This window comes from Mesorhizobium sp. 113-3-9 (assembly GCF_016756515.1).
In the GTDB taxonomy this organism is placed as follows: domain Bacteria; phylum Pseudomonadota; class Alphaproteobacteria; order Rhizobiales; family Rhizobiaceae; genus Mesorhizobium.
The window spans coordinates 3933150-3960132 of the sequence record NZ_AP023246.1 but is presented as its reverse complement, the minus strand read 5'-3'; the positions used below and the strand labels follow the sequence as shown (position 1 = coordinate 3960132).

Annotated in this window: 21 protein-coding genes; 12 read left to right on the top strand and 9 right to left on the bottom strand. The window is 63.8% G+C overall.

The window, feature by feature from the left end; all coding sequences use genetic code 11:
- The first annotated feature begins 52 nt into the window (after positions 1-52).
- Both MesoLj_RS19170 and MesoLj_RS19165 read left to right on the top strand, forming a co-directional pair.
- Positions 53-892 carry a helix-turn-helix domain-containing protein gene (locus MesoLj_RS19170; protein WP_202321799.1) on the top strand — a complete coding sequence of 280 codons (840 nt, stop codon included), beginning with the start codon at positions 53-55 and terminating at the stop codon, positions 890-892.
- 140 nt (positions 893-1032) lie between these two features.
- Complete coding sequence (locus MesoLj_RS19165) at positions 1033-1917, top strand: NAD(P)H-binding protein (RefSeq protein WP_202321797.1); 885 nt, start codon at positions 1033-1035, stop codon at positions 1915-1917.
- A 94-nt stretch (positions 1918-2011) separates the two neighbouring features.
- Here the strand turns inward: MesoLj_RS19165 and MesoLj_RS19160 are convergent, their stop codons facing one another.
- On the bottom strand, positions 2012-4501 hold the full coding sequence (locus tag MesoLj_RS19160) for a mechanosensitive ion channel family protein (protein WP_202327349.1): 2490 nt from the start codon (positions 4499-4501) through the stop codon (positions 2012-2014).
- Positions 4502-4706: 205 nt separating this feature from the next.
- Between MesoLj_RS19160 and MesoLj_RS19155 the strand changes: the two genes are divergently transcribed.
- The 5 genes from MesoLj_RS19155 (at position 4707) to MesoLj_RS19135 (ending at position 11514) form a co-directional block, all read left to right on the top strand.
- On the top strand, positions 4707-5966 hold the full coding sequence (locus MesoLj_RS19155; protein WP_140772921.1) for a sarcosine oxidase subunit beta: 1260 nt from the start codon (positions 4707-4709) through the stop codon (positions 5964-5966).
- Between the two features lie 10 nt (positions 5967-5976).
- On the top strand, positions 5977-6273 hold the full coding sequence (locus MesoLj_RS19150) for a sarcosine oxidase subunit delta (RefSeq protein WP_056572614.1): 297 nt from the start codon (positions 5977-5979) through the stop codon (positions 6271-6273).
- Positions 6270-9263, top strand: a complete 2994-nt coding sequence (locus MesoLj_RS19145) for a sarcosine oxidase subunit alpha (RefSeq protein WP_202321795.1) — start codon at positions 6270-6272, stop codon at positions 9261-9263. Before MesoLj_RS19150 ends, MesoLj_RS19145 begins: the two co-directional genes overlap by 4 nt.
- Positions 9256-9843 carry a sarcosine oxidase subunit gamma gene (locus MesoLj_RS19140; protein ID WP_202321793.1) on the top strand — a complete coding sequence of 196 codons (588 nt, stop codon included), beginning with the start codon at positions 9256-9258 and terminating at the stop codon, positions 9841-9843. Before MesoLj_RS19145 ends, MesoLj_RS19140 begins: the two co-directional genes overlap by 8 nt.
- 228 nt (positions 9844-10071) lie before the next feature.
- Positions 10072-11514: an MFS transporter gene (locus tag MesoLj_RS19135; protein WP_140772913.1), complete on the top strand. Its 1443-nt coding sequence runs from the start codon at positions 10072-10074 to the stop codon at positions 11512-11514.
- A 28-nt stretch (positions 11515-11542) separates the two neighbouring features.
- Here MesoLj_RS19135 and MesoLj_RS19130 read toward each other — a convergent pair whose 3' ends face one another.
- Positions 11543-12247, bottom strand: a complete 705-nt coding sequence (locus tag MesoLj_RS19130; RefSeq protein WP_181179880.1) for a nitroreductase — start codon at positions 12245-12247, stop codon at positions 11543-11545.
- Positions 12248-12427: 180 nt separating this feature from the next.
- On the opposite strand from MesoLj_RS19130, the gene MesoLj_RS19125 reads away from it, so the two are divergent.
- The 5 genes from MesoLj_RS19125 to MesoLj_RS19105 all read left to right on the top strand — a co-directional run bounded on the left by MesoLj_RS19125 (position 12428) and on the right by MesoLj_RS19105 (position 20100).
- Positions 12428-13015: a helix-turn-helix domain-containing protein gene (locus MesoLj_RS19125; RefSeq protein ID WP_244735101.1), complete on the top strand. Its 588-nt coding sequence runs from the start codon at positions 12428-12430 to the stop codon at positions 13013-13015.
- Between the two features lie 95 nt (positions 13016-13110).
- A complete protein-coding gene (locus MesoLj_RS19120; RefSeq protein WP_202321791.1) occupies positions 13111-15564 on the top strand; it encodes a GcvT family protein in 2454 nt (817 codons plus the stop codon).
- A complete protein-coding gene (locus MesoLj_RS19115; RefSeq protein WP_202321789.1) occupies positions 15561-16460 on the top strand; it encodes a homocysteine S-methyltransferase family protein in 900 nt (299 codons plus the stop codon). Before MesoLj_RS19120 ends, MesoLj_RS19115 begins: the two co-directional genes overlap by 4 nt.
- Positions 16460-17641, top strand: coding sequence for a pyridoxal phosphate-dependent aminotransferase (locus tag MesoLj_RS19110; protein ID WP_202321787.1), 1182 nt, complete (start codon positions 16460-16462; stop codon positions 17639-17641). Before MesoLj_RS19115 ends, MesoLj_RS19110 begins: the two co-directional genes overlap by 1 nt.
- On the top strand, positions 17638-20100 hold the full coding sequence (locus MesoLj_RS19105; RefSeq protein ID WP_202321785.1) for a GcvT family protein: 2463 nt from the start codon (positions 17638-17640) through the stop codon (positions 20098-20100). The genes MesoLj_RS19110 and MesoLj_RS19105 overlap by 4 nt, the downstream gene beginning before the upstream one ends.
- Positions 20101-20311: 211 nt before the next feature.
- Here MesoLj_RS19105 and MesoLj_RS19100 read toward each other — a convergent pair whose 3' ends face one another.
- The 7 genes from MesoLj_RS19100 to MesoLj_RS19070 are packed head-to-tail and all read right to left on the bottom strand — an operon-like array spanning position 20312 to position 26865.
- Complete coding sequence (locus MesoLj_RS19100) at positions 20312-20899, bottom strand: NAD(P)H-dependent oxidoreductase (protein ID WP_202321783.1); 588 nt, start codon at positions 20897-20899, stop codon at positions 20312-20314.
- A complete protein-coding gene (locus MesoLj_RS19095; protein ID WP_202321782.1) occupies positions 20899-21480 on the bottom strand; it encodes an NAD(P)H-dependent oxidoreductase in 582 nt (193 codons plus the stop codon). The genes MesoLj_RS19100 and MesoLj_RS19095 overlap by 1 nt, the downstream gene beginning before the upstream one ends.
- Positions 21480-22883, bottom strand: coding sequence for an FAD-binding oxidoreductase (locus MesoLj_RS19090; protein ID WP_202327345.1), 1404 nt, complete (start codon positions 22881-22883; stop codon positions 21480-21482). The genes MesoLj_RS19095 and MesoLj_RS19090 overlap by 1 nt, the downstream gene beginning before the upstream one ends.
- Positions 22883-24184 (bottom strand): cytosine deaminase, encoded by a 1302-nt coding sequence (locus MesoLj_RS19085; RefSeq protein WP_202321781.1) that lies wholly within the window; start codon positions 24182-24184, stop codon positions 22883-22885. Before MesoLj_RS19085 ends, MesoLj_RS19090 begins: the two co-directional genes overlap by 1 nt.
- 4 nt (positions 24185-24188) lie before the next feature.
- Entirely contained in the window at positions 24189-25037 is an 849-nt protein-coding gene (locus MesoLj_RS19080; RefSeq protein ID WP_202321780.1) for an ABC transporter permease, read from the bottom strand.
- The gene (locus tag MesoLj_RS19075; protein WP_202321779.1) at positions 25024-25848 is read right to left on the bottom strand and encodes an ABC transporter ATP-binding protein; all 825 of its coding nucleotides are present in this window, start codon (positions 25846-25848) and stop codon (positions 25024-25026) included. The genes MesoLj_RS19080 and MesoLj_RS19075 overlap by 14 nt, the downstream gene beginning before the upstream one ends.
- A gap of 12 nt (positions 25849-25860) precedes the next feature.
- Positions 25861-26865: an ABC transporter substrate-binding protein gene (locus MesoLj_RS19070; RefSeq protein ID WP_202321778.1), complete on the bottom strand. Its 1005-nt coding sequence runs from the start codon at positions 26863-26865 to the stop codon at positions 25861-25863.
- Between the last annotated feature and the right edge of the window lie 118 nt (positions 26866-26983).

Sequence of the window (26983 nt, the reverse complement as noted above, 5' to 3'; positions counted from 1 at the left end):
TTAACCGACCGGCACAATATGATGCCGAAGGCGGCAAACGCGAAGAAAGACAATGCACGGCACCGAGACAACGCACGGCAATTGGCTGGAAACGATCGGCGTTGGAGTTGAGACGCGGAGGATTGCCGCTGGACTGACCCATTATGTGCCCGCATCCATCAACCATCGGCTTGGAATCCACGTCGGGGCGCCGGTCAACGCGTCGTGCCACTGCGATGGAAAACATCACCGGCGGGTCCAGTCGGACGGCGACATCGATATTGTCCCCGCCGGGCTCGACGGCGACTGGCAAGACGACGCGGATTGCACCATCCTGCGGCTGTGGGTCAGCCCGGCGCTGGTGCGGCGCGCGGCCGGGGATCTCGAGATCGATCCGGACCGGGTCGTCGTCCATCCCCAGTTCCAACGTCGCGATCCGAGGATCGAACATATCGCCCATGCGCTGGCGACCGGTCTCAGCCCGGACGTGCCATCCGACCGGCTGTATTTCGAAAGCCTGGCCAGGGCATTGGCGATACAGATCATCCAGGGTGCTTCGTCAAAGTCGGACGTTCCGGCAAGGCAAACGCTTTCCTTCCGACAGAAGCGCAGGCTGGCCGATTTCATCGAAGCCAATCTCGCTCAGGACCTTTCACTGGACGAGCTGGCGCAGGTGGCTGCCATCAGCGTCTCGCATCTGAAAGTGCTGTTTCGCCGCACATTCGGCATGCCGCCCCATCAATATGTTATCCATCGACGGGTTGAGCGGGCCAAGGCCCTGCTGCACCAGGGAAAAATGCCGCTCAGCCAGATCGCGCTGGAAGCAGGGTTCGCGCATCAGAGCCACATGGCTCAAAGCATGAAGCGCATCCTCGGCGTCACGCCTGGCGCACTGATCCGCATGCGGCGATAGCAGGCGATCCGGCATTTTCGCCGTCTTCGGCTTCGAGTCCAATCGTCCGTTTTTGTCTTCCGCCGTCCATATCTGGGCGACCCCAGCCCACCAATCCGGCATTCCTGGGCATCCCATTGGTCAGATCGAAGGATACGGGCATGTTTGTCGTTTTGGGCGCTGCCGGAAAGATCGGGCGGGCGACGGTTGGTGCGCTCCGTCGACATGGCGTTCCGGTCAGGGCCGTGATGCGAAACCCGTCGCACGCCGACGAATTCCGCGGGCTCGGTTGCGACGCGGAAATTGCCGATCTGCGCGATGCGCCGGCTTTGGCGCGGGCAACAAGGGGCGCGACAGCGGTGCAAGTGATCTGCCCAACCGGCGTCCGCGCCGACAATGCGGCAGCCGAGATGGAATCCACCATACGATCCATCATGGACGCACTCGATCAGACCAGGCCGGAACGCATCCTGGCGATCTCGGATTACGGCGCCCAGCTTGCCGCCGGCACCGGCATCACGCTGACCTTCCATCATCTGGAATCGCAGTTGAAGAACATCCCGGCGGCGCTGACGGTGCTGCGCTCGGCCGAGCACATGCAGAACTGGAGCCGCCTGGTTGGCAGGGCCATCAAGACCGGCGTGCTGCCGAGCCTGCATCATCCCGTGTCCAAATCCTTCCCGACCGTCTCAGCCGGCGATGTCGGCCTGATGGCGGCCGATCTGTTTCTTTCGCCCGGCGGCGAGGCGTTGCGCGTGGTCCATGCCGAGGGGCCTGATCGCTACAGCGCAACCGATGTGGCGCGGACGCTTGGCGAGATTGCCGGCGGCGAGATCGTCGCTCGCGAATTGCCGAGACAGGACTGGATTCCCGCCCTCGTCGGCGGCGGCATCGGCACGAGCTACGCCGAACTGGTCGCCGCGATGTTCGACGCCCACAATGCCGGCCGCATCGATGTGGAACACGGCGTTGGCGAGATCAGACGCGGCAAGACCGATTTGCGCACGGCACTGTCGGCGCTGGTCGCGAACCTTGAGCGGGCCTAGAGCAATTCCGGGAAAAGTGTGAACGGTCTCCGTCCGGAATTGCATTAAAACAAAGAGTTAGAGCGGTTCGCCGTTCCGGAAACGGTGAAATGCGCTAGTCGGGATCGGGCTTGCGCGGCTTGCGTCCTGATTTGGCCAGCTTTTTCGCTTCAGCCGCGGCTTCTGCCTTGGCCAGTTCCTGTTCGGCAAAGTCGGCCTCGATCTTGTCGTCGTCGGTAGGCCAGGCCTTTGCATGCTTGGTCTCGACGACAGCGCGGGGCGTCGACGGTATCTCGATATGCTGGTCGTCGAATTTTTCGAGAACGGTGAAGCGGATATCGTTTTGCACGGCGCTGCCATTCATAATATCGGCCAGGAACACGCGGATCTCGAATTCCAGCGCGGCGGCGCCGAAATTGGAAAACAGCACGAAGGGCTCGGGGTTCTTCAGCACCAGCGGATGGCTGCGCGCGATTTCCAGCAGGATGTCATGCACCTGCTTGACGTCGCTGCCATAGGCGACGCCGACCTTGATCTCGACACGGCCGAGCTTGTTGCGGTGCGTCCAGTTGCCGACAGCGTTGTTGATCAGGTTCGAATTGGGCAGGATCACCGACTGCCGCTGGAAAGTCTCGATCTCGGTGGCGCGCACGCTGATCTTCCTGACTGTGCCGCTGACGTCGCCGGCGACGATCCAGTCGCCGACCTTGAACGGCCGCTCGGCCAGAAGGATCAGGCCGGAGACGAAATTCGACACCACATTCTGCAAGCCAAAACCGATACCCAGGGAAAGCGCGCCGGCGACCAGTGCCAGGCTGGAGAGGTCTATGCCGGCGGCCGAGATGCCAACGAGCGCCGCCAGCGCGACACCGGCATAGCCGACCGCCAGCCGGATCGAGTTTCGCACCCCGGTATCGACCTTGCCGCGCGCCATGACGGAACCGTCGAGCCAGCCCTGGAACCAGCGCGTCAGGAAATAGCCGATGACGAAGACGACGATGCCCGAAAGGATGCCGGTGACCGAAATCGTCACCGACCCGATATTGATCCCGGTTGCCAGCTTGTAGGCCCAGGCCTGGATGTCGCCGGGCTGGAAGCCCCACATCAGCAGGATCAGCGGCAGGAAAACCAGCACGATCAGCAGATTGATGGCTACACTGACGACAAGGCCGAGCTGGTCGAGTGCCGTGTCTTCGTAGCTGGAATTGGTCGACAGCCAGCGCCCGACGGTGGTGTTGGCGAACGCCCCCTCCTCGCCGATCGCCTGCGCCGAGAGGAAGCCGATATAGGCGGTGATCAGCGCCGTGCCGGTGACCACGACCTGCAGCGAGACGAACAGCGCAAGGCCGATGAAGCCGAGCAAGGCGGCGGTGATGGTGAACAGGCCGAGCGCCAGTGCCAGGTAGCGCAGCCATGCCGGCCACGGTCGCCAGCTTCCGTCACGTGCCTTGAACGGCCGCAGCATCGCCATGAGGATCAGGATGATGCCGACGACAATGGTGGCGACGAAACTGCGCGCGATGGTCAGCGACAGCGGCGATCCCATCTTGTCGTTGATAATGGACAGGAACGTGTTGGCGCTGATGACTACGGCCATGGCCGTCGCCAGGCGCACCAGCCAGCGCGCCGGCCCGGTTTCGACAGGGATGAGACGCCAGTTCGGCAGTCGCGGAGACAGTGCCGCATTGGTCAGCCGGTTGACGCAGAACACCACCCCGATGGCGGTCGCCAGTGCATTGAGGAACAGGCCAATGTCGCCACGCAACACATTGTAATAGTTGAAAAAGAAGATGGTCGAGCCGAGAAACGCGCCGACCGCCAGCGTCGGCAGCAAGGTAGACCAGAAGGCCACCGACAAGCGGCTGAGATAGGACGGGTCTTCGTTGGAAGGATCTGCCTCAAACACGCGCCCGAACAGGCGCCTGCCGCCGACCAGCAGCACCAGCGCCAGCCCGAGCGCCACGAAGGTTGCCGCCAGAATGGCCTGGAACTTGAACTTGAAAGCGAAGCTCAGCCAGGACGATACCGCCTTGTAGAAATTGGCGTATTCGTCCTGGGCGTCGGAAAACACCTGCGGGCTCAGTGCGTCCGACAGGACGTAGCGCTTGGTCAAAAGGTTGCGGAACAGCTCGCTGCGCATATTGCCGATCTTGTCGATCAGCCCGCTGATACGGATCGACAGGTTCTGCGCGCTGGCGACGACCGCGTTGATCTCGGCCTTTTCCGACGCCAATGCCTGGCGCTCGCCGGTCACGATGTCGGGCTCCTGCGGCTGGCCCGCGGCCGGCGGCGGGCCCAGCACGTCGATGCGATTGTTGATATCGGTCAGCCGCGGACGGAACGCCAGCGCACTGGTCAATGCCGCCCGCGACAAATCCTCCAGTTGCAGGCGTATGTCCACGAGCGAGGAATCGTCGTCACTGTCCTGCTGTATTTTCTTCTCGAGATCGTCGGTCTTGGCCGTCAGGCCCTGGATGACCTTCTGTTGATCGGTGATCAATCCGGCGGAGCCCTGACCAAGCGCCTGCGCCATCGCCTCGAACGAAGGCGGCGCCGAAATAACCAGCGCGAGGATCAGAATGAGGCGGAGCAATCTCAAAAGCATGATGTATTGGCGACTCACGGGCGGCAAAGGCATTCAAAAGCCTGTCCTTGATAAAGACGGCCATATCTTGGGGCAAGCCGTCGCATCCGATCGCGTTCGGATCGCGATCCGAGCGTCGGCCAGTCGAAAGGCAATGGCGCAATATTGGCTTTGCGGATACAGCCTGCTCTATAGTCTGCCGCATCGCCCGAACCGGATGACAATGATGGCAGAGTACTCGGCCTTTTCGCTGCTCGCGAACGCGCTCAAGGGAAACAAGGACTGGAAGCCGGCCTGGCGCAAGCCCGACCCGAAGGCTTCCTATGATGTCATCATCATCGGTGGCGGCGGCCACGGGCTCGCGACCGCCTACTATCTGGCCAAGGAACATGGCATCACCAATGTCGCCGTGCTCGAAAAGGGCTGGCTCGGCTCCGGCAATGTCGGCCGCAACACCACGGCCGTGCGCTCGAACTACCTGCTGCCCGCCAACACCCGCTTCTACGAACATTCGATGAAGCTGTGGGAGGGCCTGTCGCACGAGCTCAACTACAACGTCATGTTCTCGCAGCGCGGCTGCCTGAACCTGGCGCACACGCCTGGCCAGTTCGACGACTATGCAAGGCGCGGCAACGCCATGCGCCATCTCGGCGTCGACGCCGAACTGATGACGCCTGCCGAAATCAAGCGCCTGATCCCGGCGCTCGACATTTCCAGCGATGCAAGATTTCCGGTGGTCGGCGGCCTGATGCAGCGGCGCGCCGGCACCGCCCGTCACGACGCAGTGGCCTGGGGCTATGCGCGCGGCGCCGACCGGCGCGGCGTCGACATCATCGAGAATTGCGAGGTCACCGGCTTCCTGCGCGATGGCGACCGCGTCACCGGTGTCACCACGTCACGCGGCGATATCCGCGCCAGGAAAGTGGCGGTCGCGGTGGCCGGCAGTACCGGGCGCGTCATGCAGTTGGCCGGCATCGAGACGATGCCGATCGAAAGCCATGTGCTGCAGGCCTTCGTGACCGAATCGCTGAAGCCTTTCATCGACACCGTGGTGACCTTCGGCATGGGCCATTTCTACATGTCGCAGTCCGACAAGGGCGGCCTTGTCTATGGCGGCGACATCGACGGCTACAACAGCTACGCCCAGCGCGGCAACCTGCCCATCGTCGACGAGGTGATGAGCGAGATGCTGGCGCTGTTCCCGGGCCTTGCGCGTGTACGCATGCTGCGCTCCTGGGGGGGCGTATGCGACATGTCGATGGATGGCTCGCCGATCATCACCACGGGACCCCTGCCCGGCATGTATCTCAATTGCGGCTGGTGCTATGGCGGCTTCAAGGCGACGCCGGCTTCCGGCTGGACCTTCGCCTGGACCATCGCCAAGGATGAGCCGCACGATTTCAACGCGCCGTTCACCCTCGACCGCTTCCACCGCGGCCTCGTCATCGACGACAAGGGCCAGGGCGCGAACCCGCGGCTCCATTAGGAAACATCCTGTGCTCATCACTTGCCCCTATTGCGGCCCGCGCGACGTCATCGAGTTCACCTATCAAGGTGACGGCAACCGCGAGCGTCCCGACCCGGCCTCGCAGAATTTCGAGGCATGGAATGCCTATGTCTACGACCGGCTGAACCCGGCCGGCGACCACAATGAGATCTGGCAGCATTCCGGAGGCTGCCGCGCGCATCTGCGGGTCGTGCGCAACACACTGACGCATGAGATTTCGAGCGTCGCCTTCGTGCGCGGCGACCATGTCTCGACCGCGCGCCGCAAGGCGGAGGACAAGGCATGAGCCCGCGCCGCACCGACACTGGCGGCCGCGTCGACCGGCTGAAGACGATCCGGTTCACCTTCGACGGCGTCGCCTACACCGGCCATGCCGGCGACACGCTGGCGTCCGCGCTGCTGGCCAAGGGCGTCACGCTTTTCGGACGCTCGTTCAAGTACCACCGCCCGCGCGGCCTGCTGACTGCTGGTGTGGAGGAACCCAACGCGCTGGTGACGGTGCTGAAGGGCGAGGTGCGCGAACCCAACATCCCGGCGACGATGGTCGAGATCCACGACGGGCTTGTGGCGATCAGCCAGAACCGCTTCCCGTCGCTGGCCTGGGACGTCAATGCCGTCAACCAGCTCGGCGGCAAGATCCTGTCCGCCGGCTTCTACTACAAGACCTTCATGGGGCCGGTGATCGGTCCGCTCAAGGGCACGCGTTTCTGGATGTTCTGCGAGCATTTCATCCGCCGCGCCGCCGGTCTCGGCAGCGCCGGATCGGCGAAGGATCCGGCCCGCTATGAGCGCATGAACGCCTTTTGCGACGTGCTGGTGGTCGGCTCCGGTCCCGCCGGCCTGATGGCCGCCAAGGCCGCCGCCGATCAAGGGGCACGCGTCATGCTGGCTGATCTCGAGCCGCGTTTCGGCGGCTCGACCAACTGGTCCGAGGAAACCATCGATGGCGCGCCGGCCGCCGATTGGGCCCGTCGCACCGTCACTCAACTCGAAGGCCGCGACAATGTCCGGCTTTTGCCGCGCACCACGGTCTGGGGCTACTACGACAGCAACACGCTTGCAGCGCTCGAGCGGGTGAGCGACCACAAGGAACAGCCCGCCAAGGGCGAGCCGCGCCATCGTTATTGGGCAATCCGTGCCAAATCCGTGGTGCTGTCAACCGGCGCCTTCGAGCGGCCGCTGGTCTTCCCGGGCAATGACAGGCCGGGCGTGATGCTGGCCCATGCCGCCGAGCGCTACGCCAACGAGTTTGGCGTGCTGCCGGGCGAGCGAATCGCGCTGTTCACCAACAATGACAGCGCCTATCGCGCGGCCATCTCCCTGAAGAAGGCGGGGGCGGCAATCGTCGCCATCGTCGACGTCCGGTCCGAGCTTTCGCCCGAGATGCGCAAGCTGGCCACCGAAGCCGAAGCCGAGATCTTTGCCGGTCACGCCGTCGTCGCCACCGAGGGCGGCAAGGCGCTTTCCGGCTTCAAGGTTCAGCGTTTCGACATGGTCACCGGGGCGCTCACCGGTGATGAGCGAAGCATCCATGCCGACTGCCTGCTGATGTCGGGGGGCTGGTCGCCGACCATCCATCTGGCCAGCCAGGCCGGCGCCAAAGCGGAATGGAATGCCGCGCGGCAAGCCTTCCTGCCGCCAAAGCCGACACAGAAATGGGTCGGGGCCGGCGCCTTCACCGGCAGTTTTTCGACGGTCGAGGCGATCGCCGAAGGCCGCGCCGCCGGTCTTGCCGCCGCGGGTGGAACAGGCACGCCCGCGGCATTGCCCACTGTGGAAGCCGTGGCCGGCGACCCCGATCCGGCGCCCGTCTTCGAGATCAGGGCCAAGGGCAAGAGCTTCGTCGACTTCCAGCATGACGTGACGGCTGAGGATGTAAGGCTGGCCCACCGCGAAGGTTTCGTCTCGGTCGAGCACCTGAAGCGCTACACCACGCTTGGCATGGCGACCGACCAGGGCAAGAGCTCCAACATTCCCGGCCTTGCCATCATGGCCGAGGCGCTGGGCAAGCCGATCCCGGAAGTCGGCACGACACGCTTCCGGCCGCCCTTCGCGCCGGTGTCGATCGGCTCGCTTGCGGCAGAGCGCTTCGGCGACCTGAAGCCTGAGCGGCTCACGCCGATGCATGACTGGCACCACGACAACGGCGCGACCATGTACTCCGCCGGCCTCTGGTACCGGCCGATGATCTACGGGCTTTCAGGCGAAACGATCGAGCAGGCCTATGTGCGCGAGGCCAGGGCGACGCGCGAAAGCGCCGGCATCGTCGATGTCTCGACATTGGGCAAGATCGCCGTGCAGGGCCCTGACGCCGCCGCCTTCCTCGACCGCGTCTACACCAACATGTTTTCGACGCTCGCCGTCGGCAAGGCGCGCTATGGGCTGATGCTGCGCGAGGACGGTTTTGCCTTCGACGACGGCACCACCTGGCGGCTCGGCGAACAGGATTTCCTGATGACCACCACGACGGCCAATGCCGGCAAGGTGATGCAGCATCTGGAATATTTCCTCGACGTGATCTGGCCGGAGCTGAAAGTCCATGTCACCTCGGTGACCGACGAATGGGCGGGTGCCGCGATCGGCGGACCGAAGGCCAGGCAGATCCTGACAGCTTGCGTCACCGGCACCGCCGTCGACAATGCGACCCTGCCCTTCATGGGCATCGTGCGCGGCGAGATAGCAGGCGTTCCGGTGATGATTTGCCGGCTGTCCTTCTCCGGCGAAATGGCCTTCGAGGTCTATTGTGGTGCCGGCCATGGCACCCACGTCTGGGAAGCGCTGATCGAAGCCGGCAAGCCGTTCGGGCTGGTCACCTACGGGCTCGAGGCGCTGGGCACGATGCGCATAGAGAAAGGCCATGTCACCGGCGCCGAGATCGACGGCCGCACCACGGCGCGCGACCTGCATCTCGACTGGATGCTGTCGAAGAAGAAGCCGTTCATCGGCTCGGCCATGATGGACCGCGAAGGCTTGATCGCGTCCGATCGCCTGGAGCTGGTCGGCCTGATCGCGCTGGACAACCGGCCGCTCAATGGCGGCGCGCACATTGTCGAGGCGTTGGACGAGGCCAATCCACACGGCTCGATCGGCCACATCACCGCCTGCTGCTATTCGCCGGCGCTCGGCAAGCATATCGCGCTGGCGCTGGTCGAGGGCGGCAAGGCGCGGCACGGCACGCGTGCCCATGTCTCCGATCCCTTGCGCAACCGCTTCGGGCCGGTCGAGATCGTCTCCAACCATTTCTACGATCCGGAAGGGACCCGCATGCATGGTTGAGCGCCAATCCCCCCTCGAGCCGGAGTTTCATGTCGGCTCGCACGGTAATTTCGAACATGGCGTCGAGATCCTCCTGACCGAAACGCGGCCGGGTTCGATCGTGCAGCTCGCCGCCTGGCCGGGAGAGGAGAAGAAGTTGATCGCGGCCATCCGCACCGTCACCGGGCTTGCGCTGCCCGACGGCGCCGGCGGTGGCCTGAGCGAGGGCGCGAAATCGGTGTTCGGCTTCGCACCGGGGAAATTCACCGTGGCCGACGAAGCTGAAGGGTTGGCCGCTTCCTTTGCCAAGGCGGTGACGCCGGCCATCGGCACGGTGACGGACCTGTCGCATGGCCGCACCGCCATCCGCATCGCCGGACCGAAAGCGGAGTGGGTGCTGGCGAAATTCTTCGCCATCGACTTCGCGCTGCCGGCCTTCCCCATCGGCGCGGGCCGCTCGACCACCCATCACGACGTCTTCGCCCAGATCCAGCGCACCGGCGCCGACCAGTTCGACATCTATGTCTTCCGCTCCTTCGCGCGTTCGTTCTGGAAGGCGCTTTGCCATGCCAGCGAGGAAGTCGGCTACGAAGTACAATAGGCGGCGGCGACGTATGGCCGCTCGCCCGTTGCTCCTGACCTCCGTTGCTTCTGGCCTCCCCGTCGCTTCTGGCCTCCCCGTCGCTTCTGGCCTCAATGCCGGCCGGTTCTGCCGCTAGAGAATCCTGCCGCAGGCGCCCATGATGGAATCACGTGGCCGCCCAAACGGTCCAAGGGATACAAAATCCCGTCTTAAGAGTCGGCGCATTCGTTTGGTTCGAACATCCCCATGACCGCAGAAATATCCGCCGGCGCCACGGATCGCGCCGAGGTGTCGGCCAGAGCCTTGCTTCTGCTGCCGCTGACGGTCGCTTGCGGCGTGTTCATGACCAGCCTCGACCAGAATGTCGTGGTGACGGCGCTGCCCGGCATCGGCGAAAGCCTCGCCCGCCCGCCCAGCCAGCTCGGCCTCTTGATCACCGTCTACGTCGCCAGCCTGATCATCTCGATGCCGCTCGGCGGCTGGGCGGCCGACCGCTTCGGCCTGCGCAACGTCTATTGCTTTGCCTTGCTGGTGTTCGCAACCTCCTCGGCACTCTGCGGCCTGTCGAACGACATCTGGACACTGGTCGGTGCCCGCGCGCTGCAGGGATTTGGCGGCGCGCTGATGGGCACGCTCGGCCAGGTCGTCATCCTGTCGAGCTTTCCGCGCAACCGGACGCTGAAGATCAACATGTACATCTCCGTGGCCAGCCAGACCGGTCCGCTGGTCGGGCCGCTCGTCGGCGGCGCGCTGACCACCTACATTTCCTGGCGCTGGATCTTCTTCATCAATGTGCCCTTCGCGCTGGCGGCGGCAATCCTTGCCGCCTCACTGTTCCCAACAGTGACCAAGCCGGTGCGCACGCGCTTCGATTTTCCCGGCTTCCTGCTGGTCGGCAGCGGCATGATCCTGCTTGTCTTCGGCATGGACTCGCTCGCCGCCAAGGATGCCGCCGGCGGGATGATTGCCGGTGAACTGGCGCTGGCGGTCGTCATCCTGGCGATTGCCTCGCTCTACTGCCTGCGCGTGGCCAATCCCCTGCTCGACCTCAAGCTGCTGCGCATCCGCACTTTCCGCATCTCGTTCCTCACCGGCGGCGGCCTTGACACGATCGGGCTTAGTTCGGTCGCCTTCCTGCTGCCGCTGATGTTCCAGCTCGGCTTCGGCATGAGCGCGGTGCAGGCGGGATCGCTGACCTTCGTTGCCGCACTCGGCTCGGTGGTCATGCGTTTCTTCATGCCACGCGTTCTCAACCGGTTCGGGTTTCGCCGCGTACTGGTCTTCAACACACCTGTTGTGGCAGTGATGGTCGCGGGCTTCGCCTTGATGCAAGCGACGACGCCGGTCTGGATCGTGCTTGGCTACATCTTTGTTTTCGGCGTCTTCCGTTCCATCCAGTGGGCCTCGACCGGAAACCTCGCCTATTCCGACATCGCCCCCGAACAGCTCGCCCGCTTCAGCGCCCTCTATTACATCCTCTGGCAGCTGGCGGTGGCCATCAGCGTCGGCCTTGCGGCGGCGATGCTGTCGTTCCTGGCCGGCGGCGGCCCTGCCGTGACCAATGATTTCCGGATCCTGTTCGCGATCGAAGGCGTCATCACGCTCTGCGCGCTGCTCGCCTACCTCAAGCTGACGCCGCAGGACGGCGCCCATGTCAGTGGCCACGGCATGCAGATGAATACGGAATAGCCGACCGCCAAGTCTTTTCGGCGGCGCTCTATTCGCTGAACGTCACCCACTCTTCCAGCGGCACGCGATCGGTGCGGAAGGCGTTTTCCGGCTTGGAGGTGTCTTCGTAACCAAGCGCCATGCCGCAAACGACGATCTCCTCGTCGGGAATGTTGAGCACCGGCCGGATCTGCCGGTGATAGGGCGCGAATGCGGCTTGCGGGCACGTGTGCAGGCCCCGGCCCCGCGCCGCGACCATGATGTTCTGTAAGAACATGCCGTAGTCGATCCAAGAGCCCTGGTTGAGCCGGCGATCGATGGTGAAGATCATGCCGACCGGCGCGTCGAAGAAAACGAAATTGCGGTCATGCTGGGCGCGCATCTTGTCGACCTCGCGCCGACCGATGCCAAGCGCGCCATAGAGGCCGAAACCGTTCGCGCGGCGGCGGGTAAGATACGGCTCGAAGAACTGGGTGGGATAGTAGCGATACTCGTCCCAGTCGGCCTTTTCGGCGCGGATACCGGAATTCAGGATGGCATCCGATATCTGTTGCTTGGTCTCGCCCTTGGTGACGTAGACCTTCCACGGCTGCATGTTTGTGCCGGACGGCGCGCGCGCCGCAACCGCCAGAATGTCCCGGATGGTGTCGTCGTCGATCATGTCGGGCAGGAATGCGCGCACAGAACGGCGCGACATGATCGCCTCGTCGACGATCTCGGCATCACCCGCGACTCGAGCCTTCTTTTCCAGCATGGGCCGTCCCTTAGCCTTTTTGTCGATCGGACGTCCCCACTCGCCGCTCGCGGCGGAGCCTTTGCATGAACCACCAAAATCCTGCAAGCAAATCTTGAGCATCGGTGAAAATCCACTTGATTTTTTCATGAGCTTGATTTCTCATGAAATTAGGAATGAAATTTTCACGACGAGAGCGTTTTGCCCTCCACTACCGCACGAACATTGCAGGGACCTGACGAACGCGTTCTGGCCGGCGACATCAGGGCGCTGCGTCGCGCACGCGGGCTGACGCTCGCCGAAATCGCGCTGAAGCTTGGCCGCTCGGTCGGCTGGGTCAGCCAGGTCGAGCGCGGCCTGTCGACGCCGTCGCTGAGCGATCTCAGGGCCTTCGCCGACCTGTTCGGCGTGCCGATCAGCCTGTTCTTCAGCCACGACGTGCCTGTCGAGAGCGAACGCGGCGTGGTTGTGCGCGCCGGCAGGCGCCGCACGCTTGGCACCAGCGAGACCGGCCTGGTTGAAGAACTCCTGTCGCCCGATCTCGGGGGCAGCTTCGAGATGGTGCGCTCGATCTTCGCGGCAGGCGCGGAGATGAAAACCGAGCAGCTGCGGCCGACCGAGGAAGCCGGCTATATCGCCTCGGGTATTTTCGAAATCGAGATAGCGGGCGTCTGGCACCGGCTCGGCGAAGGCGATTCCTTCCGCTTCGAAGGCAAGCCCTATCGCTGGCGCAATCCAGGCACCCAGCCCGCGGTGATCATCTGGGTGGTTTCACCACCCGTCTATTGAATGCATGTCGCCCAAAAGTGTGCCGCGGTTTTGGGATAACGACTTGCATCACAACAAAAATGGAAGCGCAACGCGCTTCAGCTTGGGAGAAGAACATGGCGGGTTTGCCGAGCACGGCACGCGTGGTGATCATCGGAGGTGGCGTTGTCGGCACCTCCTCGCTCTATCATCTCGCCAAGGCGGGTTGGACCGATTGCGTGCTGCTGGAGAAGAACGAGCTGACATCAGGCTCGACCTGGCATGCCGCCGGCAATGTACCGACCTTCTCCTCGTCATGGTCACTGATGAACATGCAGCGCTATTCGACCGAGCTTTACCGGGGCCTTGCCGACGCTGTCGACTATCCCATGAACTATCACGTCACCGGTTCCCTGCGCCTCGCCCACTCCAAGGAGCGCATGCAGGAGTTCGAGCGTGCCAAGGGCATGGGCCGCTACCAGGGCATGGACATCGACGTGGTCGGTGTCGACGAGATCAAGCGCCGTTACCCCTTCATCGAGACGCACGATCTGGAAGGCGCGCTCTACGACCCGAGCGACGGCGACATCGACCCGGCGCAGTTGACCCAGGCGTTGGCCAAGGGCGCGCGCGACATGGGCGCCAAGATCATCCGCTTCTGCCCTGTCACCGGCGTGCGCCGTGAGAAGGACGAATGGGTGGTTGCCACGCCGCAAGGCGAGATCCGCTGCGAAATCGTCGTTAACGCCGCCGGCTACCGCGCCGCCGAGGTGGGCAAAATGTTCGGCCGCGAAGTGCCGATGATGGTGATGAGCCATCAGTATATCCTCTTCGAGGAAATCCCCGAACTGGCGGCATGGTCGAAGGAACAGGGCAAGAAACTGCCCCTGCTGCGCGACGTCGATACATCCTACTATCTGCGCCAGGAGAAGGCCGGCATGAATCTCGGCCCCTATGAGCGCAATTGCCGCGCGCATTGGGCCACCCCCAACGATCCGATGCCGGACGATTTTTCCTTCCAGCTCTTCCCCGACGATCTCGACCGGCTGGAACATTACCTGGCCGATGCCGTCGCCCGCGTGCCGATCCTGGGCACCGCCGGCCTGTCCAAGGTCATCAACGGGCCGATCCCCTATGCGCCGGACGGCAACCCCCTGATCGGCCCGATGCCCGGCGTGCCCAATGCCTTCGAGGCCTGCGTCTTCACCTTCGGCATTGCGCAAGGCGGCGGCGCCGGCAAGGTGCTGGCCGAATGGGTCACGCAAGGCCAGACCGAATGGGACATGTGGTCCTGCGACCCACGCCGCTTCACGTCCTTTGCCTCGGCGCCGGACTATTGCGTCGCCAAGGGCCTCGAAATCTACGGCAATGAATACGCCATCCAGTTCCCGCGCCATGCCTGGCCTGAAGGGCGCGACAGAAAACTGTCGCCGATCCACGACCGCACCAAGGCGCTCGGCGGCCGCTTCGATGCCTATAATGGCTGGGAACGCGCCACCTGGTATGCGAAAGACGGCGACGACATTTCCGAGGACGCCACGCTGACCTTCCGCCGCGACGGGCCCTGGCAGCATCGCGTTCGTGAAGAGTGCCTGGCGGTGCGTGACGCCGCCGGCATCCTCGACCTGCCCGGCTTCTCGCGCTTCAACCTCGAAGGTCCTGGCGCCGCCGACTGGCTGAGCCTGCAGGTCACCGGACTGGTGCCGAAACCCGGCCGCATCGGCCTCGTCTATTTCGCCGACGACAAGGGCCGCATCGTCACAGAAATGTCCGTCGTGCGCCACGACGAGAATGTGATGACGCTGATCACCGCCGCGGTCGCGCAATGGCATGATTTCGAATGGCTGAAATCGCGCATGCCCAAGGACGCGCCATTCAAGCTGATCGACCGGACCGAGGAATTCTCCACTCAGATCCTGGCCGGCCCCAATTCGCGGAAAATCCTCGCCGAAGTCTGCGACGCCGACCTTACGTTGCCGTGGCTGACGCATCAGGAAACGAAGATCGCCGGCCGCTGGGCGAAGCTGGTGCGCGTCTCCTTCGCTGGAGAACTCGGCTGGGAAATCCACACCAGGGTCGACGACACATCAGCAATCTTCGACGCTGTCTGTGCGGCAGGACAACAGCATGGCCTGAGACCGTTCGGCATGTATGCGCTGGATTCGCTCAGGCTGGAAAAGGGCTACCGCACCTGGAAGGGCGATCTCTCGACCGACTATTCCATCCTGCAAGGTGGGCTCGAGCGCTTCGTTAAATGGGAAAAGCCCGACTTCCGTGGCAAGGCCGCACTGCAGAACGAGAAGCAGCAAGGCGTGAAGAAGCGTTTCGTCACCCTGGTCGTCGAGAACCCCGGCGATTGCGACGCGCCCTACATGTCGACGCTGTGGCACGGCGGACAGATCGTCGGCGAGACCACGTCGGGCGGCTGGGGCCATCGCATCGACAAGTCCATCGCGCTCGGCATGTTGCGCGTGGATTTGACCGAGCCCGGCACATCGGTCGAGGTCGAAATCTTCGGCGACCGTTTCAAGGCGGTCGTGCAGAAGGATGAACCGCTCTGGGATCCCAGGAACGAAAGACTGCGCGCATGAAGGCGGTCATCCTCACAGACGGCGGCATGGGCCAGGAACTGGTCCGGCGCAGCAAATCCGAGCCGACGCCGCTGTGGTCGGCCAGGGTGCTGATCGACGAACCCGATCTGGTGCGCGACCTGCACGCCGAATTCATCCGCGCCGGCGCCCGCGTCATCACCATCAACACCTATTCGGCGACACCCGAACGGCTGGCGCGCGAGGGCGCCGAGGACCTGTTCAAGCCGCTGCAGAAGCGCGGCATCGAACTGGCCAGGCAAGCTCGCGACGAAGCCGGCGACGCGGCGATCGCCGGCTGCCTGTCGCCGCTTTTCGGCAGCTACGCACCGGCGCTGACCATTTCCTACCAGGAGACGCTCGACATCTACCGCCGCATCGTCGCCGAGCAGGCGGATGGCGTCGATCTCTTCCTGTGCGAAACCATGGCCTCGGCCGATGAAGCGCGCGCGGCCGTCACCGCGGCATCGGAAAGCGGCAAGCCCGTCTGGGTGTCCTGGACGCTCGCCGACCACGGCACGCCAAGGCTGCGCAGTGGCGAAGCCCTCGCCGCCGCGTCCGCAGCGCTGGGCGACCTGCCGATCGCCGCAAGGCTGGTCAATTGCTGCCGGCCCGAAGCCGTCAGCGCGGCACTGCCGGAACTGACCGCGCTCGGCGGGCCGGTTGGCGCCTATGCCAACGGCTTCACCTCGGTCGAGGCGCTCAAGCATGGCGGCACGGTCGAGGTGCTGCATGCCCGCCACGATCTCGATCCGCGGGCCTATGCCGATCAGGCCATCGGCTGGGTCGAAGCCGGCGCAGAAATCGTCGGCGGTTGCTGCGAGGTCGGCCCTGCCCATATCGCGGCGCTGCGTGGCCGGCTCGAACAGGCCGGCTACCAGATCTCGGGAGTTCAATGATGCCAAAACCATCATCGCGCATTTCCGGCATCGTGCCTTCGGGCAAGGATGGCTGGGAAGTCCATTCCGCCGCCTGGGCCCGCAAGGAAGCAGGCGAGGACATCATCATGCTGTCGGTCGGCGACCATGATTTCGACACGCCTTCCCAAACGATCGAGGCCTGCGTCGCCGCGGTCCGCGGCAGCAATCACCACTACACGCCGCTGCCCGGCCTGCCGCGCCTGCGCCAGGCGATGGCGGCAGCCTCCAGCGCCTGCACCGGCGTCGAGACAACACCGGATCAGGTGATCGCGACGCCGGGCGGCCAGGCGGCCCTCTACGCGGCCGTGCAGGCCGTGCTCGACCAGGGCGACCACGCCATCGTCGTTGCCCCCTACTACGCCACCTACCCCAACACGTTCAGTGCCGCGGGTGCCAGTTTCACCGTCGTCGAGACGCCGGCCGAGGATGGTTTCCAGCCGCACGTCGACATGATCCGCGCGGCACTCAAGCCCAACACGCGCGCCATCCTGATCAACACGCCGAACAACCCCACCGGTGCGGTCTATTCGCGAGAGCGGCTCGAACAGCTGGCCGAAATCTGCAGGGAGCACGACCTCTGGCTGCTGTCGGACGAAGTCTACTGGACGCTGGGCGGCGGCGAGCACATCTCGCCGCGCTCATTGCCCGGCATGGCCGAACGCACGCTGGTCATCAATTCCATGTCCAAGAGCCATGGCATGACCGGCTGGCGCATGGGCTGGCTGACCGGTCCTGAAGCGATGATCACGCTGCTCATCAATCTCAATCTGGTGACGACCTACGGCCTCCCGGCCTTCATCTCGGTCGCCTGCGCCGAGGCGCTGGAGAACCATTACGGCGTGAAGGACATCGCCGAGCGCTACGCGGCGCGCCGCACTGTCTTCCTCGATGCCGTGCGCGGCATGAATGACGTCAGCGTGCGCGGCTCCGAAGGCGGCATGTATGTCATGCTCGACATATCCGCGGTCGAACCCGACGACGAGAAATTCGCCTTCGCCTTGCTCGACAAGGAGAAGGTCGGGGTGATGCCGGGTTCCAGCTTCGGCGAAGCCGCCGCCGGCCACATCCGCGTCAGCCTCTGCCAGCCGGAGCCTGTGCTGCAAGAAGCAGCACTCCGGCTACGCCGTTTTGCTTCCACCTATCGCCGCGAGGCCGCATGACCAAGACCTTTCCCACCAAAGCCATTCCTACCAAAGCAAGGGCGGTGATCATCGGCGGCGGCGTTTCCGGCTGCTCGGTCGCCTATCACCTGGCCAAGCTCGGCTGGACCGACATCGTGCTTCTGGAGCGCAAGCAACTGACCTCGGGCACGACATGGCACGCCGCCGGCCTGATCGGCCAGTTGCGCGGTTCGCAGAACATGACGCGGTTGGCAAAATATTCGGCCGACCTCTACGTCAAGCTGGAAGCCGAGACCGAAGTCGGCACCGGCATGCGCCAGGTGGGCTCGATCACCGTGGCGCTGACCGAGGAGCGCAAGCACGAGATCTACCGGCAGGCGTCTCTGGCCCGTGCCTTCGATGTCGATGTGCGCGAGATTTCGCCCAACGAGGTCAAGGAGATGTATCCGCATCTCAACGTATCCGACGTCGTCGGAGCCGTGCACCTGCCGCTCGACGGCCAGTGCGACCCCGCCAACATCGCCATGGCGCTGGCCAAGGGCGCGCGCCAGCGCGGCGCCACCATCGTTGAGAATGTGAAGGTGACCAAGGTCCACACCAAAGCCGGCCGTGTCACCGGCGTGTCGTGGGCGCAAGGTGAAGACCAAGGCACCATCGAGGCCGACATCGTCGTCAACTGCGCCGGCATGTGGGCCCGAGAACTCGGGCGTCAGAACGGCGTCACCATCCCGCTGCACGCCTGCGAGCATTTCTATCTCGTCACCGAGCCGATCCCCGGCCTCTCCCGCCTGCCGGTGCTGCGCGTTCCCGACGAATGCGCCTACTACAAGGAAGATGCCGGCAAGATGATGCTCGGCGCCTTCGAGCCGGTGGCCAAGCCCTGGGGCATGGACGGCATCCGCGAGGATTTCTGCTTCGACCAGTTGCCCGAGGACATGGACCATTTCGAGCCGATCCTCGAAATGGGCGTCAACCGCATGCCGATGCTGGCGACCGCCGGCATCCACACCTTCTTCAACGGCCCCGAAAGCTTCACGCCTGACGACCGCTACTATCTCGGCGAGGCGCCGGAACTTCGGGGCTACTGGATGGCGACCGGCTACAATTCTATCGGCATCGTCTCTTCGGGCGGCGCCGGCATGGCGCTGGCGCAGTGGATCAACGATGGCGAAGCGCCCTTCGACCTGTGGGAAGTCGACATCCGCCGCGCCCAGCCCTTCCAGAAGAACCGCCGCTACCTGAAGGAGCGCGTCTCGGAAACGCTCGGCCTCCTCTATGCCGACCATTTCCCCTACCGGCAGATGGCGACATCGCGCAACGTCAGGCGCTCGCCTTTGCATGAGCATCTGAAAGCGCGCGGCGCCGTGTTCGGCGAGGTCGCCGGCTGGGAGCGCGCCAACTGGTTCGCCCGCGAAGGCCAGGAGCTCGAATACCGCTATTCCTGGAAGCGGCAGAACTGGTTCGACAACCAGCGCGACGAGCATCTGGCGGTCCGCAACAAGGTCGGCCTGTTCGACATGACCTCCTTCGGCAAGATCCGCGTCGAGGGCCGCGATGCATGTGCCTTCCTGCAAAGACTCTGCGCCAACGACATGGATGTGGCGCCGGGCAAGATCGTCTACACACAGATGCTAAACCAGCGCGGCGGCATAGAGAGCGATCTCACCGTCTCGCGCCTGTCGGATACGGCCTATTTCCTCGTCGTCCCGGGTGCCACGCTGCAGCGCGACCTCGCCTGGTTGCGCCGGCATGTCGGCGACGAATTCGTGGTCATCACGGATGTCACAGCGGCCGAAAGCGTGCTCTGCTTGATGGGCCCGGATGCGCGAAAGCTTATCCAGAAAGTCAGCCCCAACGATTTCTCCAACGAGAACAATCCGTTTGGCACGTTCCAGGAGATCGAGATCGGCATGGGTCTGGCCCGCGCCCACCGCGTCACCTATGTCGGTGAACTCGGCTGGGAACTCTATGTCTCGACCGAACAAGCGGCCCATGTCTTCGAGGCGATCGACGAGGCCGGCGCGGATGTCGGCCTGAAACTCTGCGGCCTGCATACGCTCGATTCCTGCCGCATCGAAAAAGCCTTCCGGCATTTCGGCCACGACATCACCGACGAGGACAATGTGCTGGAAGCAGGCCTCGGCTTCGCGGTGAAGACGGCCAAGGGCGAGTTCATCGGCCGCGATGCGGTGCTGAAGAAGAAGGAAGCCGGCCTGTCACGCCGGCTGGTCCAGTTTCGCCTGAAGGACCCGCAGCCCCTGCTCTTCCACAACGAAGCGATCCTGCGCGACGGCAAGATCGTCGGCCCGATCACCTCAGGCAATTACGGCCACCATCTCGGCGGCGCCATCGGGCTGGGCTATGTGCCCTGCCCGGGCGAGAGCGAGGCGGATGTGCTGGCCTCGTCCTACGAGATCGAGATCGCCGGCGAGCGTTTCGCGGCGGAAGCCTCGCTGAAGCCGATATATGATCCGAAGGCGGAACGGGTGAAGATGTAGCGCCTCTTTCTTCTCCCCTTGTGGGAGAAGGTGGATCGGCGCGCAGCGCCGAGACGGATGAGGGGTGCGTGACGAAGCGCGGCGTGAAAAGATCGAAGGATCTCAAGCGCTTACTTCTGCAAAGCAGAGATCCTTCGCGCACCCCTCATCCGACCTCGCTTCGCGAGGCCACCTTCTCCCACAAGGGGGAGAAGGGAAAGTCGCGCATCCTTCAAAACCGCTCCAGCTTCGCCCGCACCTTTGCCAGAAACGCCGCTCTCGTTGCCGGCGTCGAGGCATCCATCAGATAATGCGCCAGGAAAAACGTCTTGCAGCGTGTCGCGCACAAAGCCCGCATGCCGCGCAGCAAGGTCTTGCGTCCGGGCTGCCCGACGACGACGCTCCACCAGGTCGGCGCGCCGCAGGTGGTGATGACGCCGACCTTGGTCACATGCCTCATCAGCGATGTGATCCGCCCCTTGCCCGCCGGCAGCTTGAAGGCGACATCGGTCGCCCACACCCGGTCAAGCCAGCCCTTCAGCATCGCCGGCAGCCCGTACCACCAGGTCGGATAGACGAACAGGATCGCTTCAGCCCAGGCGAGCAGTTCGAAATGCGGCTTCAGCGCGGGATCGCGCGGCGCCTGGTCATTGTAGGTACGCCGCTCGTCACAACCCATCACCGGATCGAATTTCTCGGCGTAGAGATCGAGCAGCCGCACCTCCCAGCCCCTTGCCTTCAGCACATCGAGAGCGGTGTCGCGGACCGCTGCGCAAAAACTCTCCGGCACTGGATGGCAATAGACCACGAGGACCCGCATCAGAACGCATCCATGCTCGCCGCGACCTTCGTCATGAACGACTTCCGTGTTTCATCGGTCGACAGGTTCATCGCGTAATGCGCGAGGTAAGTCACCGGCGCGCCCGGCTTTACCGTCGCGCGCAGCATGCGCTTGATCAGCCTGCGCGGCGGATCGCCCATCAGCACGGCGCGGAACCGGCTGCCGCCATAGGTGGTGACGGCCGCGACCTTCCTAATGTTGTGCAGCGACGGCTGCACCTTGCCGTCGACCAGCTTGAACGACACACCAGGCAGGAAGACGCGATCGAAGAAGCCCTTCAGGATCGCCGGGAAGCCGTAGTTCCACACCGGATAGGAAAGCACCAGCGCATCGGCCCGCAGCAGACGTTCGACATAGGGCGCCGAGGGGTCCGCGGAGCCGCGCTGGTCGTGATAGTCCAGCCTCTCCTGGCGCGTCAGCCTCGGATCGAAATTCTCGGCGTAGAGGTCGCAATCATCGATCGTATGGCCCGCCGCCATCAGCCGCTCGACGACCAACCGGTGCAGGCCGGCATTGAAGCTGGTCTCGACCGGATGCGCATAGAGGACGAGGATGTTCATCAGCCTGCCTTTTGCAGCCCCTTGAACAGGAAGGTTCGCCCCGAACGATAGTCGTAGTCCGGATTTTCCCAGGCGATCATCTTGCCGGGGTTGAGCAGGCCTTGTGGGTCGGTCTCTCGCTTGAAGGCGAGTTGCACGGCATCCGTCTGCTTCATGCCGCCCTCTTCCAGCGTGTAGCGGTGCGGATTGAAGATCGGGCAGCCATTCTCCTCATGCAGCCGCACGATCTCGTCGAGCCGCACCTCGGTTGTGAATTTCACCAATGGCAGGCCGAAACAGGTGATATTGCCGTCGAGCCGGACGAATTCGAGATGCGAGAACACTTCGTCCGGAAACATCGCATCCATTTTCTCGACCAGCGCCAGCTGGTTGGGAAAGGGATAGAGCGATTGCAGATAGGTGATGTCGGGATCGACACGCAGTGCCCTGAGCGTGGTGTGGTTCCAGGCCAGCTCATAGGCCGGCGGCAGGCCTTTTTTCTCCTCCGGCGTCGCCGTGGCCGCGTTGAGGATCAGCTCGCCGCCGGCGCGCCGGGTGAAGGCAAGGAAGGCATCCAGCCCATGCTGTGCCACCATGACGACGCAGATGCTTTGACCCTCCCTGAAAAACTTCTGGTGCCGCTTGAAATAGAGCTGCGGCACGGGTGCGGCAATCGGGGTGATCAGCTTGGTCAGGATGCCGTCCTGGCAGGCGAGCGCATTGCCGTAGCGCGCCGCGTCCATGAAGGCATCGAAGCCGACAATGACATCGACCCAGTCATAGGCCGCGGTCAGCGGCATCTCGACTTCGGTGATGATGCCATTGGTGCCGTAGGCATGGGTCACCTTGTGCAAATCCTCGCCGGTGAGTTCGAGCGCTTTCGGCTCGGCCTCCATCGTCACCACGCGCAGGCGAAGCACATTGCCGAAATCGCGCAACCCGCCGAAATTGATCGAACCGACGCCGCCCGAACCGCCGGCGATGAAGCCGCCGATCGAGGCCGTGTTGTAGGTCGAGGGCGAGAGCCTGAGTTCCTGGCCGGAATGCGCCCGCGTCGCCTTGTCGATATCGGCCAGCACCGCGCCCGGCCCCGTCACCACGCGCCCCGGCGCGATCGACTTGATCTCGTTCATCTCTGCGAGGTTGAGCACGACACCGCCCGACAGCGGCATTGCCTGGCCGTAATTGCCGGTGCCGCTGCCGCGCGGCGTCACCGGAATGCAATGCCGATGACAGGCGGCCAGCACGCGGATCAGCTCGGCCTCGGTTTTCGGCGTCACAATCAGGTCGCCGGTGACATGGTCGAGCTGCCGCTTCAGCACCGGGCTGTACCAGTAGAAGTCGCGGCTCTTCTGCTGGACGATGGCCGGATTGTCGTCGAGCTTTATCCCGTCGAGATCGCGTTTGAGCGCCGAAACGTCCATCATTCCACCATCAGTTCGTCGAGCTCGGCATAGTCGGGCAATTGCCGCTCGATCGCGCGTCCGGCGCGCACGACGATGCGATCCGATTCGGGCCGCGACAGCAATTCCGTCCAGCTACGACCTTTGAACAGAATGAAATCGGCACCGCCGCCGGCGGCAAGCGTGCCTAAGCCATCAAGCCGCATCACCTTGGCCGGCGTCGAGGTGACCGCTTGCGGCCAGTCGGCGACGGGATGATCGAAATGCAGGATGCGCGTCGCCATCCGGTAGACCTCCAGCATGTCGAGGTCGCCATAGGCATAGAAAGGATCGCGTGTGTTGTCGGATGCGACCGCTACCGGAATGCCCCTCACCTTCATCTCATGCAGCAGCGTGACACCGCGCCAGCGCGGCGTGGTGGCGTCGCCACGCCGGTCCTGCAGATAGAGATTGCACATCGGCAGAGAAACGATCGCCAACCCGGCCTTCGCCACCTTGTCCAGCGTGTCCAGAACCTCGAGATCGGGCTGCCGTGCCAGCGAGCAGCAATGGCCGACGAGGATATTGCCCTCGAAGCCGCTCCAAAGCGCTGCCTCGGCGATCTTCTTCAGCGAGATGGCGGCAATGTCGTCGGTCTCGTCGGCATGGAAATCGAGGTCGAGTCCATGCTTGATCGCCTGCGCGAAAACGTGGTCCAGCAGCTCTTCCAGATCCGGCACCATATAGGTGACGACGCCGAGCACACCCTTGGCGGCCGCCACCCGCTTCGCCAGCCTGTCGAACCATTTCTTGTCGCGCACGCCCTCGATGCCGAGCAGGCAGGCGCCCTGCAACTCGATGCGGCCGCGCCATGTCTCGCGCATCGTCTCGAACACCGGCCAGGAGATTTCCTCCTGCGGCGCGACGCTGTCGAGATGGGTGCGCAGCGCCCTGGTGCCATGCGCATAGGCCGAGCGCAGTGAAAAATCCATGCGCCGCGCCACATCCTGCGCGCTCCAGCGCGCGACGCGGTCGGCGCCGGTGGCGTTCAGGGCTCCCATGAAAGTGCCGTCGGGATTGGGTTTTCGCGGCCAGATATGGCCCTTGTCGATATGCGTATGGCAGTCGACGAAACAGGGCAAGATGATGCGGCCGTGGAGGTCGATCGCATCGGCAGGCGCCTTCGATCGGCCATGCGCGGCGATGCTGGAAATCTTGTCGTCGGCGACAGAAATATCGGCGAGCGCAAAGCCATCGCCGTCGAAGGCCGCGACAAGTCCGGGCGTCAGCGACGCATGAACGCGAGCGTTGGCGAGATGGTATGAACCTGTGTTCGGAATCAAGGACCTACCGCTCCTGCTTCAGCGCGCTTTCGTGCCAGCGCCGCAGAATGAGATGCGAAATCAGCGACAGCACGAGGAAGATCAGGATGCCGGTCAGCGAGATCAGGAACAGCGCCGCGAAGAGCCTTGGCGCGTTCAGCCGGTAGCCGGCCTCGATGATGCGCGAGGCAAGACCCGACGACTGGCCGGTGGTGCCGGCGACGAACTCGGCCACCACGGCGCCGATCAGCGACAGGCCGCCGGCGATCTTCAGCCCACCGAGGAAATACGGCATCGCCGCCGGCAGCCTGAGATAGCGCAATTGCTGCCAGCGCGTCGCGCCGTTGAGCTTGAACAGGTCGCGCAGATTGCGGTCGACGGAGTTCAGGCCAAGCGTGGTGTTGGACAGGATCGGGAAGAAGGCGACGATCCAGGCGCAGAGCAGAAGCTTGGTCGTCTGGTTGTTCACATAGATGTTGATCAGCGGAAAGATCGCCACGATCGGCGTCACCTGCAACACGATGGCAAAGGGGAAGAACGACATCTCCACCCATTTCGACTGCGCGAACAGCACCGACAATCCAACACCGCCGATGACGGCCAGGGCAAGGCTGAGGAAGGTGATGCGCAACGTGACCAACAACGAGGAGAACAGCAGGCCGGCATCGTTGTAGAGCGTCTGCAGCACCACGCCGGGGCGCGGCAGGATATATTGCGGGATCTCGTTCCAGACGCAGATGCGGTCCCACAGCCAGATCGCCAGGATCATGATCGCCAGCGGCAATACCCAACGGCCGACTCGCTCGAGCCGCTCCTGGCGCACCCGGCGCGCTTCCTCGGGGTCGAGTTTCAACGTGCCGTCAATGACCGTCATGGTGCGAGCCCGCTGTTGAATTTATGGCGCTGACCAGCACGTCCGAGGCTTGCCGGCAAAGGGCTGCATAGGCCGGCGAGGTGCGAAACGCCTCGTCGCGTGGATAGGAGGCCTCGATGGCAAGTTCGTCGAAGACCCGGCCCGGCCGCGCCGCCATCACGACGACGCGGTTGGAAAGGAACACGCTCTCAAAGACGCTGTGGGTGACGAAGACGACGGTGAAGCGTTCGTCCTGCCAAAGCTCCAGCAGATCGTTGTTGAGCTTGAAGCGGGTGATCTCGTCCAGTGCCGCGAACGGTTCGTCCATCAAAAGCACGCGCGGCTTGGTCACCATGGCCCGCGCGATGGACACACGCATCTTCATGCCACCGGACAGTTCGCGCGGCACGGCATTCTCGAAGCCGCTCAGGTGAACCCGCGCCAGCATCTCATGTATCGCCGGGGCAGCCTTGGCGCGGGAAACGCCTTTCAGCCTCAGCGGCAGCCAGACATTGTCGAAGACGCTGGCCCAGGGCAGCAGCGTCGGCTCCTGGAAGACGAAGCCGATATTGGCGCGGTCGAGCGAGCCGCCGCCGCGCCAGTCGAGCACGCCGGAGGTCGGTGTCGACAGGCCGGCGATCAGCCGCAGCGCCGTCGACTTGCCGCAGCCGGACGGGCCGAGCAGGCTGAGGAAATCGCCTTCCCGGATCGTCAGGCCGACATCGCTCAGCGCCGTCACGCCATTGGAAAACACCTTGCCGACGCCGCGCAGCGCCAGCAAGGTCGGAGCGATATCCGATGCCGGCACTTGCGCCACCTTTTCCCCTATCATGCCCAGGCTGGCCTATTTCTTCAGGTCGAGCCCGACGCCTTTGTTGACGAAGGCCAGCGTGTAGCCCTTGGTGATGTCGATGCCTTCAGGCGTGACCTTGGCCTTGACCATCTTGTCGTAGAAACTCTTGATGCGCGCGTCGGTCATGGCGCCGATGCCGAGCTTCTCGGTATCGCCGGAATCGGCAAGCCCGAACTTTTTCATCTGCTCGATCGAGAAGGCGATCTGCTCATCCGTCATGTCAGGATTGTCTTTCTTGATCATGTCATTGGCGGCCTTGTTGTCGCCGTAGAGGTACTTGTACCAGCCCTTGGCCGAGCCATCGACGAAGCACTGGACCACTTCCGGCTTCTTGTCGATCGTGTCCTGCATCACCTCGATCGTCGTCGAGTAGGTGTCCCAGCCATAATCGGCGAGCAGGAACTGGTTCGGCACGAAGCCGCCTTCCTTCTTGACGGCGAACGGCTCCGAGGTGACGTAGCCCTGCTGGATCGACTTCTTGTTGGCGATGAAAGGAGCGGTGTTGTAGGTGTAGGGCGCGCGCTTGGCGGCGTCGAAGCCGAGCGCCGTGACCATCCACTGGAAGAAGGTCTGCACGCCTTCGTCGCCAAGAATATACTGGTCGGCGTTCTTCAAATCCTCCCATTTGTCCAGCCCCTCGCCGGGGTGGGACATGATGACCTGCGGATCCTTCTGGAAATCGGCGGCCACGACGCGCATCGGGATGCCTTGCTGGACGGCATCGAAGGCCGACAGCAGATTGCCGCCCATGTAGAAATCGAGCTTGCCGGCCAGCAGCATCGGCCGGCCAGCGACCTGCGGACCGCCCTGCATGATGGTGACGTCGAGGCCGCAAGCGGCATAGGTGCCGTCCGCCACGGCCTGGTAATATCCGCCATGTTCCGGCTCGGCCAGCCAGTTGGTGCCGAAGGTCACCTTTTCATTCGCCGCGGCCCCCAGTGTGCTAGCGGCAAGCAAGGCCACCACCAACACCGAGGTCTTCTGTTTTGCGTACATCGACAACCACCCTTTGTTTGCTCCGGCGCGCCTCGCGCCAGGCTCGACACCAAAGATTCAAGAAGCAAGACACATGCCACCGGCGTCTCGCGCCGGGACCCGCCCGCCTGCACCACAG